The organism is Ollibium composti (assembly GCF_004801285.1).
Classification (GTDB): Bacteria; Pseudomonadota; Alphaproteobacteria; order Rhizobiales; family Rhizobiaceae; genus Mesorhizobium; species Mesorhizobium composti.
The window spans coordinates 172,573-187,757 of sequence record NZ_SSNY01000004.1 but is presented as its reverse complement, the minus strand read 5'-3'; the positions used below and the strand labels follow the sequence as shown (position 1 = coordinate 187,757).

The following is a 15,185-nucleotide window of genomic DNA, read 5'->3' as shown; positions in this document are numbered from 1 at the left end:
CCTATTCATGCGCCCGCTTCTTGACCACGCCGGTGACCGTGCTGGTCGGCCGCTCGATCCAGCGGCGCACGCGCGGCCGCTCTTCGCCCGCGTGCAGTTCGCGGATACGTTCGGTGATGGCCGCATCCGCCTGCGTGATGCGGGTGTTGTGGCGGATGTAATCGAGCCAGGTCGGCGTATGGTAGGTTTCCAGCCAGACGTCCGGGTGTTCGAGATCGCGCGCGATCACCCAGTTGCGCGCGCCGTCGCGGCGGCGGATGCGGCCGCGTTCCGTCATCAGGGCGAGGAATTCCGGTACGTCGTCCTCGCGGATGATGAACTCGATCATGATGGCGATCGGCCCGCTGCGCGATTGCAGGTCGAGCGCCAGCGTCGGCTCGCGGAAGCGGTTGAGCGGATCGAGGTTGAGCGGCGTGTGCTGCGGCAGCGGCAGGACAAGGCCGAGCGCGCCGCCGGCGAGCATGGCGACCGCTGCCGCCATCAGCGCCACCGGCGCGCCGTGATGATCGGCCACCAGGCCCCAGATCCAGCTTCCCAGCGCGATGCCGCCGAAAGTCGCCATCTGGTAGATCGACAGCACCCGCCCCACCACCCAGCGCGGCGTCGACATCTGCACGGTGACATTGAAATGCGACAGGGCGATCACCCAGCAGGCGCCGCCGACGACGAGGCCGAGCGCCGTCGCCCAGGCGTGGGTGCTCAACGCACAGACGAGCGAACACAAGGCGAAGCCGGCGAAGGCGGCGCGCACCATCGTTTCGCTGGAGAGCAACTGGCGCAGCCTGACACTGGTCAGCGCGCCGCCGACGGCGCCGACGCCGAAGGCGCCGAGCATGATGCCGTAGGTCAGCGCGTCGCCCTTGATGACGTCGCGTGCCACCAGCGGCAGCAGCGCCAGCACGGCGCCGCTGGTGGCGCCGAAGGCGGCACCCCGGGCCAGCACCTTGCCGATGTTGGGCGACATGGCGACATAGCGCAGGCCGGCGCCCATCGCCGCGCCGAGCGATTCGCGCGGCAGGGGCGAGACCTGCTCCTCGCGCTTCCAGCGTGCCATGACGGTGATGAGGCCGAGATAGCTCGCCGCGTTGGCGGCGAAGGCCGCCGCCGGGCCGAAAGCCGCCACGATGATGCCGCCGATGGCGGGGCCGACCGAGCGGGTGATGTTGAAGCCCATGGAGTTCAGCGCCACCGCCGCCGGCACCTTGGCGCGCGGCACCATGTCGCCCACGGAAGCTTGCCAGGACGGGCTGTTCAGCGCGGTGCCCGAATCGATCAGGAAGGTGAAGGCGAGCAGCGTCCACGGCGTGATCAGGTCGAGATAGGTGAAGACGGTGAGCAGTACCGACACGACCAGCATGAAGACTTGCGCCACCAGCATGACCTTGCGCCGGTCGAAGCCGTCGGCGATGGCGCCGGCGACCAGCGCAAACAGCATGATCGGCAGCGTCGTGGACGCCTGCACCAGCGCCACCTGGTAGGACGAGGTGGCGATGGATGTCATCATCCAGGCGGCGCCGACGCCCTGGACGAGGCCGCCGAAGTTGGAGACGAGGTTGGCCGACCAGACGGCACGGAAAATGCCGATGCGGAACGGCGCCAGCGCGGCGGAGCGTTCCGCCTCCGGTTCGTCTTCGATCACTGCCTCGCCGTGATGCGGCATGCCGTCTCCGTCGCATTCGTTCGGTGGTGGTCGTGGGGCCGAAACCAGCCGACACGACGTTAGCCGACACGGGGAAAAAGGCGAACGCCTTTGCGAGAAAGATCATGGTCCAGCGGACGGCCGGTCACGATTTTTTCGCGCTCTGTCAGAAGCCGGTCTGGATGCGCTCGAAAATGACGTTGGTGAAAGCCGAGATCTGGCCGCCGATGAAGGGGCCGGTCAGCGCCACCACCAGCATGATGGCGACGATCTTCGGCACGAAGGTCAGCGTGATTTCCTGGACCTGGGTGAGCGCCTGGATCAGCGCGATGCCGATGCCGACCACCATGGCGACGAGCACCACCGGCGCGGAGGCCGTGAGCACGGTCCACACTGCGAACTGGACGAGGTCGAGGGCATCGGCTTCGTTCATGATGCCAGCCTGCGCTTGCCTTGTTGCGGACGTCTATCCTAGCTCGCCGCCGGTCCCACCGTCACGCCCGGCCCGACTGCCATTTCCGTGCCGTTCTCCAGCACCGCGATCAGCCCCGAGGAAGAAAGCCGGACCTCCGAGACCGTGCCGGTCGTCTTGCCGTCGGCCGAGGTGATCGAATGGCCGATCAGCGCGTCGGCCTGCGACAGCGCGGACGATTGCAGGATGCTGTCCAGCTTGGTGTTCATCTGCACCGACTGCTCGACCTGCGAGAAGGTCGCGAGCTGGGCGACATATTGCGTGGAATCCATCGGCTGCGTCGGGTCCTGGTTCTTCATCTGCGCGATGAGCAGCTTCAGGAAGGATTGGTAGTCGACCGACGCTTTGGACTTGGGCGTCGTCTGGTTGGCGCCGGCCGGTATCGTGGTGGTCATATCGACGTTCATGGTCATCGTGCTCCGACTGCCAGCGGCCGTGCCGCCATATCCTCGCTCGCGCCGTCCCCGGCGTCCGGGGCGACCAGCCTGCGCTCCAGTCCGTAAAGCGAGCGGATCGCCTTCAGCGCTTCGAAGACATGATCCTCGCCGACAAGCTGGTCGACGTGCTTGAGCGTCGAGCGGATCTGCTCGTTGTGGTAGCTGGCGAGCAGCAGTGGCAGCGAGCGGCGGAACATGTCGCGCGCGTCGGCGGCCCCTTGCGGGTTCATCAGCATCACCTGGACGATGAAATAGAGCTGCTTCAGCGGCGTGGAGGCATCCTCGGGCTGAAGCACGTGGCTTTCCAGCAGGAATTGCACGTCGTTCATCAGCTCGATGCTGACCTTGCGGTCGACGCGCACGACGGCGCCGTTGATGTAGATCTTCTCGTTCGGCTTGAGCGACAGCTTCAGCGTGTTGGTCATTGGATCCCGTCCCGGATGATCTGCGACACCTCGATCAATCCCTCGAAATTGTCGGCGCGGCCCTGGCGGATGTCTTCCGTTTCGCGCAGCAGCCAGAGCCCGATCGAGATCAGGTTGGCACGCAGTTCCTTGGGCAGCGCGTTGTCGTCGGAACCAAGGTCCTCGACGAAGCTGGTCCAGACGCGATTGGTGAAATGCAGCGCTTCGATCGCCTCCATCGACTGCGTGCCGGCGGCGGCGGCGGCCGTCAGCATCTCGATGGAACGGGTGAGCAGCTGTCGCTCGCGCTCCTTGGCGTCGGCCACGGAGTCTGTCTGGATGTCGGCGTATGAGAATTGATACATCGCTGGCAAAGTCCGTGGTTCAGGTCAGGAAGTTCAGCAGGCTCAGCTGCTGGATGCGTGCGGTAAGCGCGAACGAGGTCTGGATGTGCGACATCAGGTCGTTGACGCGGTTGGCCGCCTCGTAGGGATCGACGCCTTCGAGGTCGAGGATGTGCTTTTCGAACAGGTCCGCCTGCGTCTTGATGCGGTCGGTGGCGTCGGAGACGCGCTTCTGGATGATGCCGGCCTGCGACTGGGATTGGCCGAGATCGCTCACCGCCTCGCCCGCCAGCGACAGGGCGCGCGAGGCGACCGTCTTCTTCGCCTCGGCGCTCAGTGTTGAAGAGGAGAAGAAGTCGGACACCATGGCGGCGGCCATGGCGAGCTTTTTCACGCCGTCGTTGTTGGCGCTGATCGAGGTCTCGGTCTTCTCGTTGAGGGCGATGCGGCTGACGATCTGCTCGTCGGTGGCGCTCGACCAGTTCGTCTGCCAGCCCGTACCGAAGAACTGCGGCATGACGTCGTTGGTGATGAAGTCGTCCATCTGGGCGGTGGTGACGGAGGCGGCGGCCGGGTCGTCCTGCGTAAAGCCGAAACGGGCGAAGAAGGCGGCGTCTAGCGCGGCCTTCGCCGGCGAACCCGCGGCGGTGAAATCATCGATCGGCTTGACGTCGGTGTTGGTGCCGGCAAACAGGTATTCGCCATTGACGGAGGTGTTGAGGATCGCCGTCATCGACTGCAGCGCCGCGTTGCCGCTGTCGTGGGCGACGGCGTCGGTCATGTCGCCGGAGGAGGCCGTCGCCATGGCGCCGAGCAGCGCCTGTGCGACGTCGGTGAGCTGGCCCAGCGCATCCTGGGTGGACGACAGCCGCGACGCCACCAGCGCGTTGGAATCGACGATGCCGTTCAGCCGGTCGAGGTCGCGCGCAAAGGTGACCGACTGGGCCGTGCGCGTGCCGAGCGCCAGCCCGGTATCGGCGACCCGCCCGGTGTCCATCTCCTTCTGCGCCTTGACGAGGTCGACCTGCATGCGCGTTTGCGAGTAGCGCATGGCGCTGGAGATGGCAGCGGAGGAAACGCCTGACGCCTTCATGATCTTACCTCACCGCTTCCATCAGCGAATCCAGCATCTGGTTGACGGTGCTGAGGATGCGCGCCGACGCCTGGTAGGTGTGCTCGAGGTCGAGCAGCAGCGACATTTCGGTATCGACGTTGACGCCGGTGTCGTTGGACAGCGCCTCGGCGGTGCGGGTCGCCAGAGCCTCCTTGGCGTCGGCGGCGGTCGAAGCCTGCTGGCGGATGCCCTCGAACCAGCCGATGGAGCTGGCCGAGTAGGTCGTGACGCTGACGGTGGTGTTGATGCCGGCGGCCGGGCTGAACGCCATCGGCTGGTCGAGCCGGTTGGCATAACCGATGAGCAGGTCGGCATAGGACGCGCCGCCGGAGGTGTTGGCGACATAGGCCGCGCCGTTGGCGCCGCCGTCGCGCAGCAGGGTGACGTTGCCCCCGGCGGCGGGGTCCATGGCGGCGTTGACCCTGATCTGGCCAGCCAGCCCGGTGGTCAACGTGCTGGGAATGGACGAGGTGCCCGCCTGCATGAACAGGCCGGCCGCGTCGGGATTGGGGGGCGCCGTCTCGGCGAAGGCGCCGATCAGGCCGCGCGCGATCTCGTCGAGCTGGGCCTGCATGGTGACGGTGACGTTGTCGCGAAGCTGGATCAACCCGGCTAGCTTGCCGCCGGCGTCGGTGTCGCCGCCGGCTCCGGCCTTGAGGGGTACGTTGTCGATGTAGACGGCGTTGCCCTGGGTGCCGGCCGCGTAGCCGGCCAGCGGCTGGAAGGACACCGAGCGCGGGATCGTCTCGAACAGCGTCGTGCCGTCGCCGGTGGTGATAATCATGTCGTTGTCGCCGCGCGTGAAGGTCGAGATCGGCACGTATTCGCCGATCTTCTTCAAAAGCGCGTCGCGCTGGTCGAGTGCGTCGGAGACATCGGCCCCCGAACGGCTGCCCGAGACGATGGCCGTGTTGACGTCCTGGAACTGGGAGAGCAGCGAGTTCAGGTCGCCGACCGCGGTGGCGATCTGAGCATCGGTGTCGGTGCGGAATTTCTGGATGGCTTCGGTGCCCTCGTTCAGCGAGCGCACGACCTGGCGCGCGGCGTCGATGACGGCGGTGCCGGCATTCTGGTTCGACGGCGAGGTGGCGTAAAGTTGCAGCGCCTCATGCAGCTTGCCGATGGCGGTCGATGCCGAGGAGGCGTTGTCGACGCCGTTGACGGCCAGTTCGAGCTGGTCGAGGCCGCCGGAAAGCGCGCTTTGGCCCGCCCAGGCCGACAGTGCTGCAAGGTTCTGGCGGAAAAGCTGCTCGTTGGCGGCGCGCTGGATCTGGACGGCGCGCGCGCCGGGGTCGGTCGAGACGACAGGCGCCGTGCGGCGCGAATAATCGGGATTGGCGGCATCCGCGACGTTGCGGGAGACCACCGACGTCTGGCGCGAGGTGGTCAGCAGCGACGACTGAGCGATGCTCAATGCGGATGAAAGGGACATTCTTCTTAGCGTCTTTCAATCGCCGCGCCGCCGCGGCCACTCATCTCTTGAGGTTGACGAGGACGTCCATCAGGTCGGAACCGGTCTGGAACACCTTGGAATTGGCCGTGTAGCTGCGCTGCGCCGCGATCATCGAGGTGAGTTCCTCGGCGATGTCGACGTCGGAGTTCTCCAGCGCGCCCGAAATGATCGCCCCGGCCTTGCCCTGATTGGCGAAACCGATCGTGACGGCACCCGATTCCGAGCTCTGCGCGTAGACGTTGCCGGCGAGCGCCGAGAGCTGATCCGGGCTGGTGACGTCGGCCAGCGGGATCTTGTAGAGCGCCTTGGAGGAGCCGTCCTTGTAGCGGGCGTAGATGGTGCCGTCCTTGCTGATCTCGACCTTGTCGATGGTGCCGGGAGCGTTGCCGTTCACCGTCGGTTCGGTCGGCGTGTAGGCGGCGCCCAGCTGGGTCAGCGTCGACAGGTCGAGCGTCATGGCCGCGCCGTTGGGCACGGTGAAGGAAACGCTGTCGGTGGCGCCCGTCAGCTTGCCGGTGGTCATGTCGAAGCTCAGATTGGCCGAGCCGAGCGCGCCGCCGGTATAGGGAAAGGAGGTGCCGGGCGTCGCCTTCGACTGGTCGAACACCGAAACCTGCCAGCTGCCGGCGCCGGTGTTGGTGAAGTAGACGTCGAGGAGCACCTTGTTGCCGAGGTTGTCGTAGGCGACCAGCGAGGACTTGGCCGTGTACTGCGCCGTCGCGCTGTTGGTGGAGGGCAGGTCGCCCGCCGCGACGGGCGTCGCCGAGGCGGGTAGGTTGGCGCCGAAGCTGCCCTCGGTGCTGGGCGTCGCCGTCATGCCCTGCTCGGAAATGACCACCGGCACAAGGCCTTCAAAGCCGTTCACGGTCGCCGCCGGCACGCCGTTCTCGAAGCTGTAGGCCATCAGCTGGAAGCCGGCCGCGTTGACGAGCCTGCCCTCGGCATCCGGCACGAAGGCGCCGGCGCGCGTGAGGTAAGGCGTGCCGCTGGCGTCCTGGACGACGAAGAAGCCGTCGCCGTTGACGGCGAGGTCGGACACTGAAGTCGTGTATTGCAGCACGCCTTGCGAGGAAATCGAGGAGCGCACCGTGGTGGTGACGCCGCCGGAATTGTAGGCGCCGCCGGTGGTCGGCATGACCAGGGTGGAGAATTCGGTAGAGGAGCGTTTGTAGCCGGTGGTGTCGGCGTTGGCGATGTTGTCGGCGACGGTGGACAGGCGGTTGGCCTGGGCGTTCATGCCGGAAACGCCGGTTCGCATCATTCCATACAAGCTCATCGAAACGTCTCCTGGTACCGCGAAAGAGCGGCCTTCAGGATACGCGTCCTGTCTTGCGCGAAGCTGTCGCGGCCGGGGCGATGCGAACGGGCAGGCCGCATCAGGCTACCAGCCGGTAGCCCAGGAAGCGCTTCGAATCGATGGGATCGTGGCCAAGCTTCTCGCGCAGCTTCTTGCGCAGCTTGCTGATGTGGCTTTCCACCACGTTCTCCTCGACCTCTTCGTCGAAGATGCCGTAGATGGCGTTGAAGACCTGGGTCTTGGTGACGCGCCGGCCCCGGTTGGCGGCGAGATATTCGAGGATGCGGCGCTCGCGGCGCGGCAGGGGCAGCGGCTCGCCGTCGATCTCGGGGTCGCGGCCGTCCATGAAGATGCGCATGGCGCCGATTTCGGTGTAGGCGGCCTCGTCCTGCGCGCGGCGGCTGATGGCGGCGATGCGGGCGAGGATTTCGCGGATGTGGACGGGCTTGCGCACGACGTCGTCGACGCCGGATTCGAACAGGCGTAGCGTGTTTTCGAGCGAGTTCTGTTCGCTGAGCGCGATCACCGGGGCGCCGGTACGGCCGCGGATCTGGCGCGGCGAGACCGAGCCCTCGCGGCAATCGCCGATGAGGAAGGCGCTGACCGATTTTAGGTCGTCTTCGGGCGCGCTCTCGACCCATTCCCCGAATTCGCCCGGCGCGAAGCCGGCGCTCGCCACGCCCTCGCGATCGAAAAGGGAATGATACCCTTCCGTCACCAGTTCGCGCTCGTCAACGATCACGATCATCGGCCCGCCCTCCGAATCAACTTTTATGCCCCGTTGCAACAATGGGTAATCGCGGCCGGGAATCGTGACCACCATCAAATCTTGCGGATAGTTTCTTGGGAGTCGGGAATCGCTATGGTTGTATTATCCGACAAATATGTAAGCGTCGGCAGGGTGGCTGCCGTTCGTCGTCCGAGATGCCGTCAGCTTTATTCGGCGCGGCAGATCGTGCAACTTACGGTTTGCAGAAGGTGCGGGCGTTGGCCGTCCATTTGCCGAAGCCGACGGCGACCATGTTGGCGATGACGCGGCAGACATAGACCTTCTGCGCGGGATCGTTGTCGGGGCCGGCATGGTAGCGGGCGACCGCCATCGACCATGTCTGGTGGCGGGCATGAAGGCTGGCCAGGAAGCGGGCTGCATAGTCGACGTTGCGATGCGGATCGAGCATGTCGGCCACGCTGCGGAACTGCGAGGCGTGGTAGTGATGGTTGATCTGCATGCAGCCGAGATCGATCAGCGTCTTGCCGTCGCTGCGTGCCCGCTCGAAGTCCGCCAGCGCTTCCGATCGGCTTCGCGGGAAGACGGCTTTTCCTTCTATGTTCAAGGCGTTGGGCTGGAGGCTGCCCTTGTTGCCGGTTTCCGTCAGGCCGACCGCGTAGAGGATGCCGGCCGGAATGCCGTAGCGGTCGGCAGCGCGCAGGATTTCCGCCTCGCATGGGTTGGCGGCGGCCTTTGCCGGCCCGGCCGCCAAGCTAGATAAACAGATTACCGCCAGTGCCGATGCGAGAAGCCTGCGCGTTGCGCGGGGCGTCCTGCCTGCCGTCATTGCCGTTCCTTTCCGATTGGTGGCCCGCCTGCCGTCCGGCCGCTCCGTCGCCGTTCGGATTGCCAGGTTGGAAGGACGAGGAGTCGCGGTAGGGTGCCGCGGTCGCCGACGATGCCGCATCGGCGCGTGCGGCAGGCGTTGCCGCCATCTGTGGTTGCAGGACGGTGACGCTGTCGACGCCGAGCCCGAGGCGTTTCAGCGACTTGGCGATGTCGTCCTTCTCCGCTTCCAGACGGCGATAGGCCTCATGCGTCTCGGGCTTCAGCTCAACCGTCAATTGCTGTCCCGTCATGCGCAGGCTGGCGGTGACGGAGCCGAGGTCGGCGGGGCGGAGCTCGATCTTGAGGACGTGTGTCGGAAGGGCAACAGAGGGGGTGGCCGCCTGCATCGCGGCGGCCTGCCTGAAGCCGTTGTCGGCGGAAATGGTGGCGACAAGCGCGGCCGTCGTCTGGCTCATCGGGTGGGAAGCGGGCGCCGCGAAGGACTGGCTGGCAGTGACCGCGACGGTGCGCAAGGTCTCGTCCTGGCGGCGCTCGCCGGCGCGCTGCTGCGACGCATCGCCGTCTGCGCCTTTCCGTTCCGGCGAGACTTCGCGGATGCGTGGCGGGGGAGCGTCTTTCGAGGCGTCGCTGGCGTCCGTCAGGGGCGCGTCGGTGACCCCCTCTGTTTCCGAGGTCCCGGCAACGGCCGCTCCAGGCAGCGCCAGGCGCTTGCCCGCCGCTGCCTGTTCCGGCTGGAGATGGATTGCGGCGCGAGTGGCCGCGTCGGCGGCTTGCGCCGTCGCGGGATGCGTTTTCGCTTCGGGTTCCGTCTTTCCGGCAGGCGGGTCCTGCTGGGCAATCCGTTCGGCGGGCGAGGCGGCATCCGCCTTCCGTTCGCCAGCCTTGGCGGAATTGCCGGCCGCCGCATCGAGCATCATCGACGCGGCGATTGCCGTGCCGTCGTCCACGGTCGCATTTTTGTCGGCAGCTTCGTTGCGCTTGCCGTCGTCCACTGCGCCGGGCTGTCCATCCTTGGCGGCGCCGAGACGGTTCAGGCTGATCAGCAGCGGCAGCCTGTCGCGCAGCGGCGGTGTGTCCTGCGCCGTATCGGCGTCATCCCGGTGCTTGCCGTGGCGATGTTTTTCGTGCGCCGCACCGGCTGCCCGGCCGTCCTCGTCCGAGCGGATGCGGGCGGCACTTTCCGGCGTTGTCTTCGTATCCGCCGTGGATCGATCCTTGCCGTCGAGCACGTCGCGGAAGGCGGGTTCGCCCGGTGCTGGCTCGCGTGCCGGCGCGGAGCCCGAAGGGCCGGTCGCCATGCCAGGAGGGGTCGTGGTCATGGTGACGGTCATTGGGGGGAGGTTCCCAGCATCTGGTCGATCTGATCGAGCTTGCGTCGCGCGTCGGCGATGGTCGCGTCCGCGGCATCGGCGGGTTGCCTGCCCGCGGAGGCATCCGATGTCACGGGTGCAGGTTCGGTAGCCGGCGGGGATGCGTCGGCGACAGGTTGCTGCGCGGCGGCCTGTTCGCCGGCGGGCTCCGACGTGGCCTGCTCGGACACTGCCTGCTCGGCCGGGCGTTCGGAGACCGCGCCCTCGACCGGCGGCAGGTCGTCCGTCGATTCCTGCGCGGCAGGGCTTTTCGCATCCGCGAGATCGGCGGCGGCAGGCCGGGCGGTCGAGGGGACGGCCTCGGCCAGTGGCGGCACCGGCGCCGTGGTGCCGGCGGGAGGCGGGGCGACGATCTCGCGGGTGACAGCCTCGGCGGCATCGAACAAAGCGCGGTCGCTCTCGGACAGACGGCTGCGGTCGATCGTCTTCAACGTCTCGCGCAGGTCGTCGACCGTCGCCGACGTCACCGCCGAAAGGCTGGCATAGAGAGCCGCGCGCGGATCGTTGTCCGTGTCCTTGCCGCGCTTCTGCTCGGCCTTGGCGGCGGCGAAGGCGGACAGGTCGTTCAGGCCGTCGATGGCGGCGCGGCGGGCGATGCGCAGATAGATCACCCGAGCGCGCTCGGCGTCCATCATGGAGGTGATGTCGGCGAGCCTGTCGCGGCCGAGCGCCTGGTCCATGGAAATGACGCCGGAGACGAAAGAGTCGGCGAACTGGCTGGCATAGGGCGAATGCAGGTAACCCTGGACATACTGGGTGGAGGCATGGGCGAAGCGGGCGGCGTCGCCGTTCGCCGCCGTGATGCCGATCGTGCGCCGGAGTGCCGCTTCCTCCACCAGAGTGCCGGGGCTGAGCAACCTCGCCCTGTCGAGAAGGGGGAGCGCCTGTGCCGGGTCCTCGCCGGCGAGCAGCGAGCCTTTCACCAGGGCGACGAAGGCGCCGAGATCGCTCGGCAGCGTCATCGGGTCGACCGGCTTCAGCGCCTCGATGGCATCGGCGGGGCGGCCGCCAAGATAGGCGAGGATGCCGGTGGAGATCGCCTGCATGCCGGCATCCATCTCGATATGCGCGGTCGCCGCCTTGACGGTCGCGGGATTGCCGCCGCTCATGCCGTAGACCAGAAGCGCGCGCAGGTTCTTCGGGTCCTTCAGGTCCTCGGCGCTCAGCTTGCGCAGGCGCGCGTCGGTCAGTTCGAGCAGCTTGGCCTGCATCGGCAGCGCCGCCTGGTCGCCGGAGGCGATACGGTCCTGCACCAGTTGCAGCGAGCGCACCATCTGGTAGGGCGCCAGCGCCTCCGTGGCGTGGCCGGCACCGGTGCCCGCGGCCATTGTCAGCAGGAAGCCGGCGGCGCGGCAAAGCCCCGCGATCCGTCTCATCCTCCCGTCTCCAGGATGATCTCGATGCGGCGGTTCACGGCAGCATAGGGGTCGGCCTTGTCCTTCGGCCGGCGGTCGGCGAAGCCCGCCACTTCGGAGATGCGGCCTTCGTCGACGCCGCCGCGCACCAGCATGTAATAAGCGGCATGCGCGCGCGCGGTGGACAGGCGCCAGTTGTCGTAGGTGGCCGAGTGGAAGGGGCGAGCGTCGGTATGCCCCTCGATGGAGATTGAGCCTTTCTGCGCGTTGACGATGCGGCCGATCTTGTCCATCGCCAGCACAAGGTCGCGGCTGGGTACGGCCGAACCGATCTCGAACATGCCGAAATCGAGCTGGTCGGTGATCGAGATGGCGACGCCCTTGTCGGTGGCCTCGACGGAAATGCCGTTCAGCATCTTGTCGTTCAGCTTGAAGGTATCGGCGATTTCCCGGCTGACCTCGGCGGCTGCGCGCAGCGCGGCAGCGGACGGACCTTTCGGCGCCTCGTTCCCGTCCGGTTTCGCCGCTTCGGTTTTGGCCGGCCCGCTCTCGGTCGGCTTGGCGGCGGTCGGGCCGCTGTCTGCCTCGATCCTGTCGGCGGATGCGGCGGCCGGCCGGATCTCTTTCGGTGCGTTCGCCGCAACCTGTTCCGTTTTGCCTGCCCCCGTCATCTGCGAAGGCTGTGCCGGCATCTTTTCAGGTTGGGCTGCCGGCGCCACCGCTTTGACTTCGGGAACGGCGACCTCGGCTATCTTGTCGCCGGGTTTGGCCGGTTCGCCGTCGATCCTGGCGCGGGCGGCGCTCGCCTCGGCGGCAGGTGTCGTTTCCTGCTGCGACCAGAAGTCGGGCGAGAACGGATCGCGGTAGGACTGGCCGCCATCGGCGCCGGAAGCGGGGCCGGCCTCTTGCGCGCCGCCGTCGCCCTTCTTGCTGACGTTCTGCATGATGCCGGTGTCGGAGGCGATTTCGGCCAGCACCGCATAGGGATCGGCGAACAGCTGTTGGTCGGACTTCTTGCTTTCTTCCTTCTGCCCCTCGTCGTTGTCCTGGGGAGCGGTGCCGTCCTTGCCGCTCTTGCCGTTCTTGTCGGCGTCGGGAATGGGATTGCGCGCGGTCATCCCGACCGGGGAGGGGCCGTTGCCCAGATCCTCCAGTCCCTTGCGGCTGGAATTGCGGTCGATCAGCTTGATCGGGTTGAAATAGGAAGCGACGGCGGCTTTGGTCTGCTCGTTGGCGGCGTTGATGAGCCACATGACCAGGAAGAAGCACATCATCGCCGTCATGAAGTCGGCGAAGGCGATCTTCCAGACGCCGCCGTGATGACCCTCGTCGTCATCGTCGTGACCGCGCCGCACGATGATGATCTCGTGCTTCTCCTCAGCCGCTCCGGCCATGCTCATGCCAACACCTCGGACAATGCGGCGGACCATTCGGCCATGCGCGTCTCGAAGACGGCGTCGTCGATGGCGACGGTGAGGTCGAAGCCCGGAGCGTCGGTGAAGTCGAGGTTCGCCGCACGCTCGCCGAGCGCGGCCTTCAGCATCTCGTAGAGCGAGGAGGGGCCGCTGACGCGGATGCGCACCGCGTCGGTGTCGCCGATCGCCTCGCGCACGGCGCCTGCGAGCGCGGCGAGCGACCGTTTCTGCAAATCCTCGCCCAGCAGGCCGCCGACGACGCGCGCGACCTGGTCGGCGACGAGGTTGGTGACAGCCGCCTGCATGAGGTCGATGCGAGCGGCGACGGCGGCGCCGATGTCGCCGCCCAGCGTTTGCAGGAAGGCGTCGGTTTCCGCCTGCTTGGCCTCCAGCTGCGCTGTCAGCTCCGCCTGATGGGCGGCAACAAGCCTCGCCTCGGCTTCCTGCTCGGCCCGTGCTACCGCCTCGGCGATGATCGTGCCCATGTCCGGCTCGGGAACGACCTCGGGCGCCGGCTGCTCGACGGGTTTCGCCGCCGCTTCAGCGGGTTCGGGTCTCGTGCCGAAGTCGGGCAGAAGGTCGAACAGGGCGGCCGAGCGCATCAGGCCGTCGCCTCTTGCGCGGCCCATTTGCGCAGGATCTGCGCCGTGCGTTCCTCATTCAGGTCGACCATGCGGGCCAGCCGCTCCTGCGGCGCGGGCCTGAGCTTCTGGCGCAGGTCGTCGAGTGGGGTCTGGACTACGGGACGCGCGCCTGCGGTTTCCGGGCCGGCTATGGCGCCGGTGACCGCCGGATCGGGCGTCGGCAGCGAGCGCTGCACCTCTTCGAAGCTCGGGCCGGCCAGCGCCGCGGGCCTGGCGGTCAGTGCCGCCGCCATCGGCCGCAGGCCGAAGAAGGCGAGCAGGAAGACGACGACCACGAAGGCTGCGGCGTTGATGAGGGTGCCGGTGTAGTGGCCGATGCGCTCCATGATGCCCGGCTGTTCGAGCGGCACGCCGTCGAGCCCGTCGATGAACTCGACGGCCGAGACGTCGATGATGTCGCCGCGTTTTTCGTCGAAGCCGGTGGCGGAAGCGACCATCTTCTGGATGTCGGCGACGCGCTGGGCGATCTGCTCGGGCGTCGCGTCCTTGCCGAGGATGTCCTTCAGCCGCTGCTGGTTGACCACCACGGCGATCGACATCTTGTCGACGCTGTAGCCGTTGGAGACGGTGGCGATCTTCTTGGAACTGATCTCGTAGTTGGCGATCTCTTCCTTGCGGTCGTTCTGCGAGCTGGACTGCGGGCCGTCCGTGCTGGCGGCCTGCGTCTCTGGCAGGTTCTGCTCGACGGTGGTCGGAGTGGAAGCCTGCTTCTGGTTGCTGTTCTCGTTCGACTTCACCGTCTGCACGGAGCGTTCGACGCGCGAGTTCGGATCGTAGATCGTCTCCTCGGTCTGGCGCGTGTCGGTGTTGACGTCGGCCTTCACCGAAGCGCGGAAATTGTCGGGGCCGAGATACGGGCTGAGGGCGCGGCGGATATTGTCCTCGATCTGCGTCTCGACGGTCTGCTCGACGCCGAGCGAGCGGGCCGCGCTTGTGTTGGACGGGTCGTCGCCGGCGGCCAGGAGGTTGCCGGTCGAATCCAGCACCGTCACCTTGTCGGCCGACAGCGCCGGCACGGCGGCGGCGACCAGGTGACGGATCGACATGGCCGTCTTGGTGGCGTCGGTGCCGGCGTAGCGGATGACGACGGAGGCGGACGGCTGCTGCTCGTCGCGGCGGAAATTGGCGCGCTCGGACATGACGATGTGAACGCGCGCCGCCTTGATGCCTTGCAGCGACTGGATGGTGCGGGCGATCTCGCCCTCCAGCGCGCGCACGCGGGTGACCTGCTGCATGAAGGAGGTGAGGCCGAGCGAGCCGACATTGTCAAAAAGTTCGTAGCCGGCGTTGGCGCTGGTCGGCAGACCCTTTTCGGCAAGCAGCATGCGCGCCTGCGCGGTGTTGCCGGCGGCGACCAGCACGCTGGTGCCGTCGGAGCCGACGTCGAAGGCGATGCCGGCTTCGCCGAGCACCATGCCGATCTGGTTCACATCGGCGCGGTCGAGCCCGACATAGAGCGTCTCGTAGGCGGGCCGGTTGAGATAGACCGAGGCTATGCCGACGACGGCGATCACCAGTGCGGCGATGGCGCCCATGATGGCCAGCCGTTTCGTACCGAACCCTTGCAGGTTGGCGATGATGGTCTTGATCTGCTCCGGCACGGCAGCTCTGCTCCCGGCATGATTGCCCTGCCTTCAGCCTAAGGCGCGAAGCTTGTGCGAAAATTATGGGCCGGGCGCGCGG

Annotated in this window: 15 protein-coding genes; all 15 read right to left on the bottom strand. The window is 67.0% G+C overall.

What is annotated here, in order from left to right; all coding sequences use genetic code 11:
- Position 1: 1 nt before the first annotated feature.
- Positions 2 to 1,660, bottom strand: coding sequence for an MFS transporter (locus tag E6C48_RS09115; protein ID WP_230978704.1), 1,659 nt, complete (start codon positions 1,658 to 1,660; stop codon positions 2 to 4).
- 145 nt (positions 1,661 to 1,805) lie between these two features.
- Entirely contained in the window at positions 1,806 to 2,072 is a 267-nt protein-coding gene (gene fliQ / locus E6C48_RS09110) for a flagellar biosynthesis protein FliQ (protein WP_136356315.1), read from the bottom strand.
- A 38-nt stretch (positions 2,073 to 2,110) separates the two neighbouring features.
- A complete protein-coding gene (gene flgD, locus E6C48_RS09105) occupies positions 2,111 to 2,518 on the bottom strand; it encodes a flagellar hook assembly protein FlgD (protein ID WP_136356313.1) in 408 nt (135 codons plus the stop codon).
- 2 nt (positions 2,519 to 2,520) lie between these two features.
- Positions 2,521 to 2,973: a flagellar biosynthesis repressor FlbT gene (gene flbT, locus E6C48_RS09100; RefSeq protein ID WP_136356311.1), complete on the bottom strand. Its 453-nt coding sequence runs from the start codon at positions 2,971 to 2,973 to the stop codon at positions 2,521 to 2,523.
- The gene (flaF, locus tag E6C48_RS09095; protein WP_136356309.1) at positions 2,970 to 3,317 is read right to left on the bottom strand and encodes a flagellar biosynthesis regulator FlaF; all 348 of its coding nucleotides are present in this window, start codon (positions 3,315 to 3,317) and stop codon (positions 2,970 to 2,972) included. Before flaF ends, flbT begins: the two co-directional genes overlap by 4 nt.
- A gap of 19 nt (positions 3,318 to 3,336) precedes the next feature.
- Positions 3,337 to 4,389: a flagellar hook-associated family protein gene (locus E6C48_RS09090; RefSeq protein ID WP_136356307.1), complete on the bottom strand. Its 1,053-nt coding sequence runs from the start codon at positions 4,387 to 4,389 to the stop codon at positions 3,337 to 3,339.
- A 4-nt stretch (positions 4,390 to 4,393) separates the two neighbouring features.
- The gene (gene flgK, locus E6C48_RS09085) at positions 4,394 to 5,842 is read right to left on the bottom strand and encodes a flagellar hook-associated protein FlgK (RefSeq protein WP_136356305.1); all 1,449 of its coding nucleotides are present in this window, start codon (positions 5,840 to 5,842) and stop codon (positions 4,394 to 4,396) included.
- 40 nt (positions 5,843 to 5,882) lie between these two features.
- A complete protein-coding gene (locus E6C48_RS09080; protein ID WP_136356303.1) occupies positions 5,883 to 7,139 on the bottom strand; it encodes a flagellar hook protein FlgE in 1,257 nt (418 codons plus the stop codon).
- 100 nt (positions 7,140 to 7,239) lie between these two features.
- Positions 7,240 to 7,908: a response regulator transcription factor gene (locus E6C48_RS09075; RefSeq protein WP_136356301.1), complete on the bottom strand. Its 669-nt coding sequence runs from the start codon at positions 7,906 to 7,908 to the stop codon at positions 7,240 to 7,242.
- A 214-nt stretch (positions 7,909 to 8,122) separates the two neighbouring features.
- Complete coding sequence (locus E6C48_RS09070; protein WP_136356299.1) at positions 8,123 to 8,716, bottom strand: transglycosylase SLT domain-containing protein; 594 nt, start codon at positions 8,714 to 8,716, stop codon at positions 8,123 to 8,125.
- The gene (gene fliK, locus E6C48_RS09065; RefSeq protein ID WP_136356297.1) at positions 8,643 to 10,049 is read right to left on the bottom strand and encodes a flagellar hook-length control protein FliK; all 1,407 of its coding nucleotides are present in this window, start codon (positions 10,047 to 10,049) and stop codon (positions 8,643 to 8,645) included. Before fliK ends, E6C48_RS09070 begins: the two co-directional genes overlap by 74 nt.
- A complete protein-coding gene (locus tag E6C48_RS09060; RefSeq protein ID WP_136356295.1) occupies positions 10,046 to 11,464 on the bottom strand; it encodes a chemotaxis protein MotC in 1,419 nt (472 codons plus the stop codon). Before E6C48_RS09060 ends, fliK begins: the two co-directional genes overlap by 4 nt.
- Positions 11,461 to 12,843, bottom strand: coding sequence for a MotB family protein (locus tag E6C48_RS09055; protein ID WP_136356293.1), 1,383 nt, complete (start codon positions 12,841 to 12,843; stop codon positions 11,461 to 11,463). Before E6C48_RS09055 ends, E6C48_RS09060 begins: the two co-directional genes overlap by 4 nt.
- Positions 12,840 to 13,487: a hypothetical protein gene (locus E6C48_RS09050; RefSeq protein ID WP_230978703.1), complete on the bottom strand. Its 648-nt coding sequence runs from the start codon at positions 13,485 to 13,487 to the stop codon at positions 12,840 to 12,842. The genes E6C48_RS09055 and E6C48_RS09050 overlap by 4 nt, the downstream gene beginning before the upstream one ends.
- The gene (gene fliF / locus E6C48_RS09045) at positions 13,460 to 15,103 is read right to left on the bottom strand and encodes a flagellar basal-body MS-ring/collar protein FliF (RefSeq protein WP_136356291.1); all 1,644 of its coding nucleotides are present in this window, start codon (positions 15,101 to 15,103) and stop codon (positions 13,460 to 13,462) included. Before fliF ends, E6C48_RS09050 begins: the two co-directional genes overlap by 28 nt.
- Positions 15,104 to 15,185 lie beyond the last annotated feature (82 nt).

Coding starts and splice junctions, on each gene's coding strand:
- E6C48_RS09115 (WP_230978704.1), bottom strand. CDS start 1,660: ATGCCGCATCACGGCGAGGCAGTGATCGAAGACGAACCGGAGGCGGAA.
- fliQ (WP_136356315.1), bottom strand. CDS start 2,072: ATGAACGAAGCCGATGCCCTCGACCTCGTCCAGTTCGCAGTGTGGACC.
- flgD (WP_136356313.1), bottom strand. CDS start 2,518: ATGAACGTCGATATGACCACCACGATACCGGCCGGCGCCAACCAGACG.
- flbT (WP_136356311.1), bottom strand. CDS start 2,973: ATGACCAACACGCTGAAGCTGTCGCTCAAGCCGAACGAGAAGATCTAC.
- flaF (WP_136356309.1), bottom strand. CDS start 3,317: ATGTATCAATTCTCATACGCCGACATCCAGACAGACTCCGTGGCCGAC.
- E6C48_RS09090 (WP_136356307.1), bottom strand. CDS start 4,389: ATGAAGGCGTCAGGCGTTTCCTCCGCTGCCATCTCCAGCGCCATGCGC.
- flgK (WP_136356305.1), bottom strand. CDS start 5,842: ATGTCCCTTTCATCCGCATTGAGCATCGCTCAGTCGTCGCTGCTGACC.
- E6C48_RS09080 (WP_136356303.1), bottom strand. CDS start 7,139: ATGAGCTTGTATGGAATGATGCGAACCGGCGTTTCCGGCATGAACGCC.
- E6C48_RS09075 (WP_136356301.1), bottom strand. CDS start 7,908: ATGATCGTGATCGTTGACGAGCGCGAACTGGTGACGGAAGGGTATCAT.
- E6C48_RS09070 (WP_136356299.1), bottom strand. CDS start 8,716: ATGACGGCAGGCAGGACGCCCCGCGCAACGCGCAGGCTTCTCGCATCG.
- fliK (WP_136356297.1), bottom strand. CDS start 10,049: ATGACCGTCACCATGACCACGACCCCTCCTGGCATGGCGACCGGCCCT.
- E6C48_RS09060 (WP_136356295.1), bottom strand. CDS start 11,464: ATGAGACGGATCGCGGGGCTTTGCCGCGCCGCCGGCTTCCTGCTGACA.
- E6C48_RS09055 (WP_136356293.1), bottom strand. CDS start 12,843: ATGAGCATGGCCGGAGCGGCTGAGGAGAAGCACGAGATCATCATCGTG.
- E6C48_RS09050 (WP_230978703.1), bottom strand. CDS start 13,487: ATGGGCCGCGCAAGAGGCGACGGCCTGATGCGCTCGGCCGCCCTGTTC.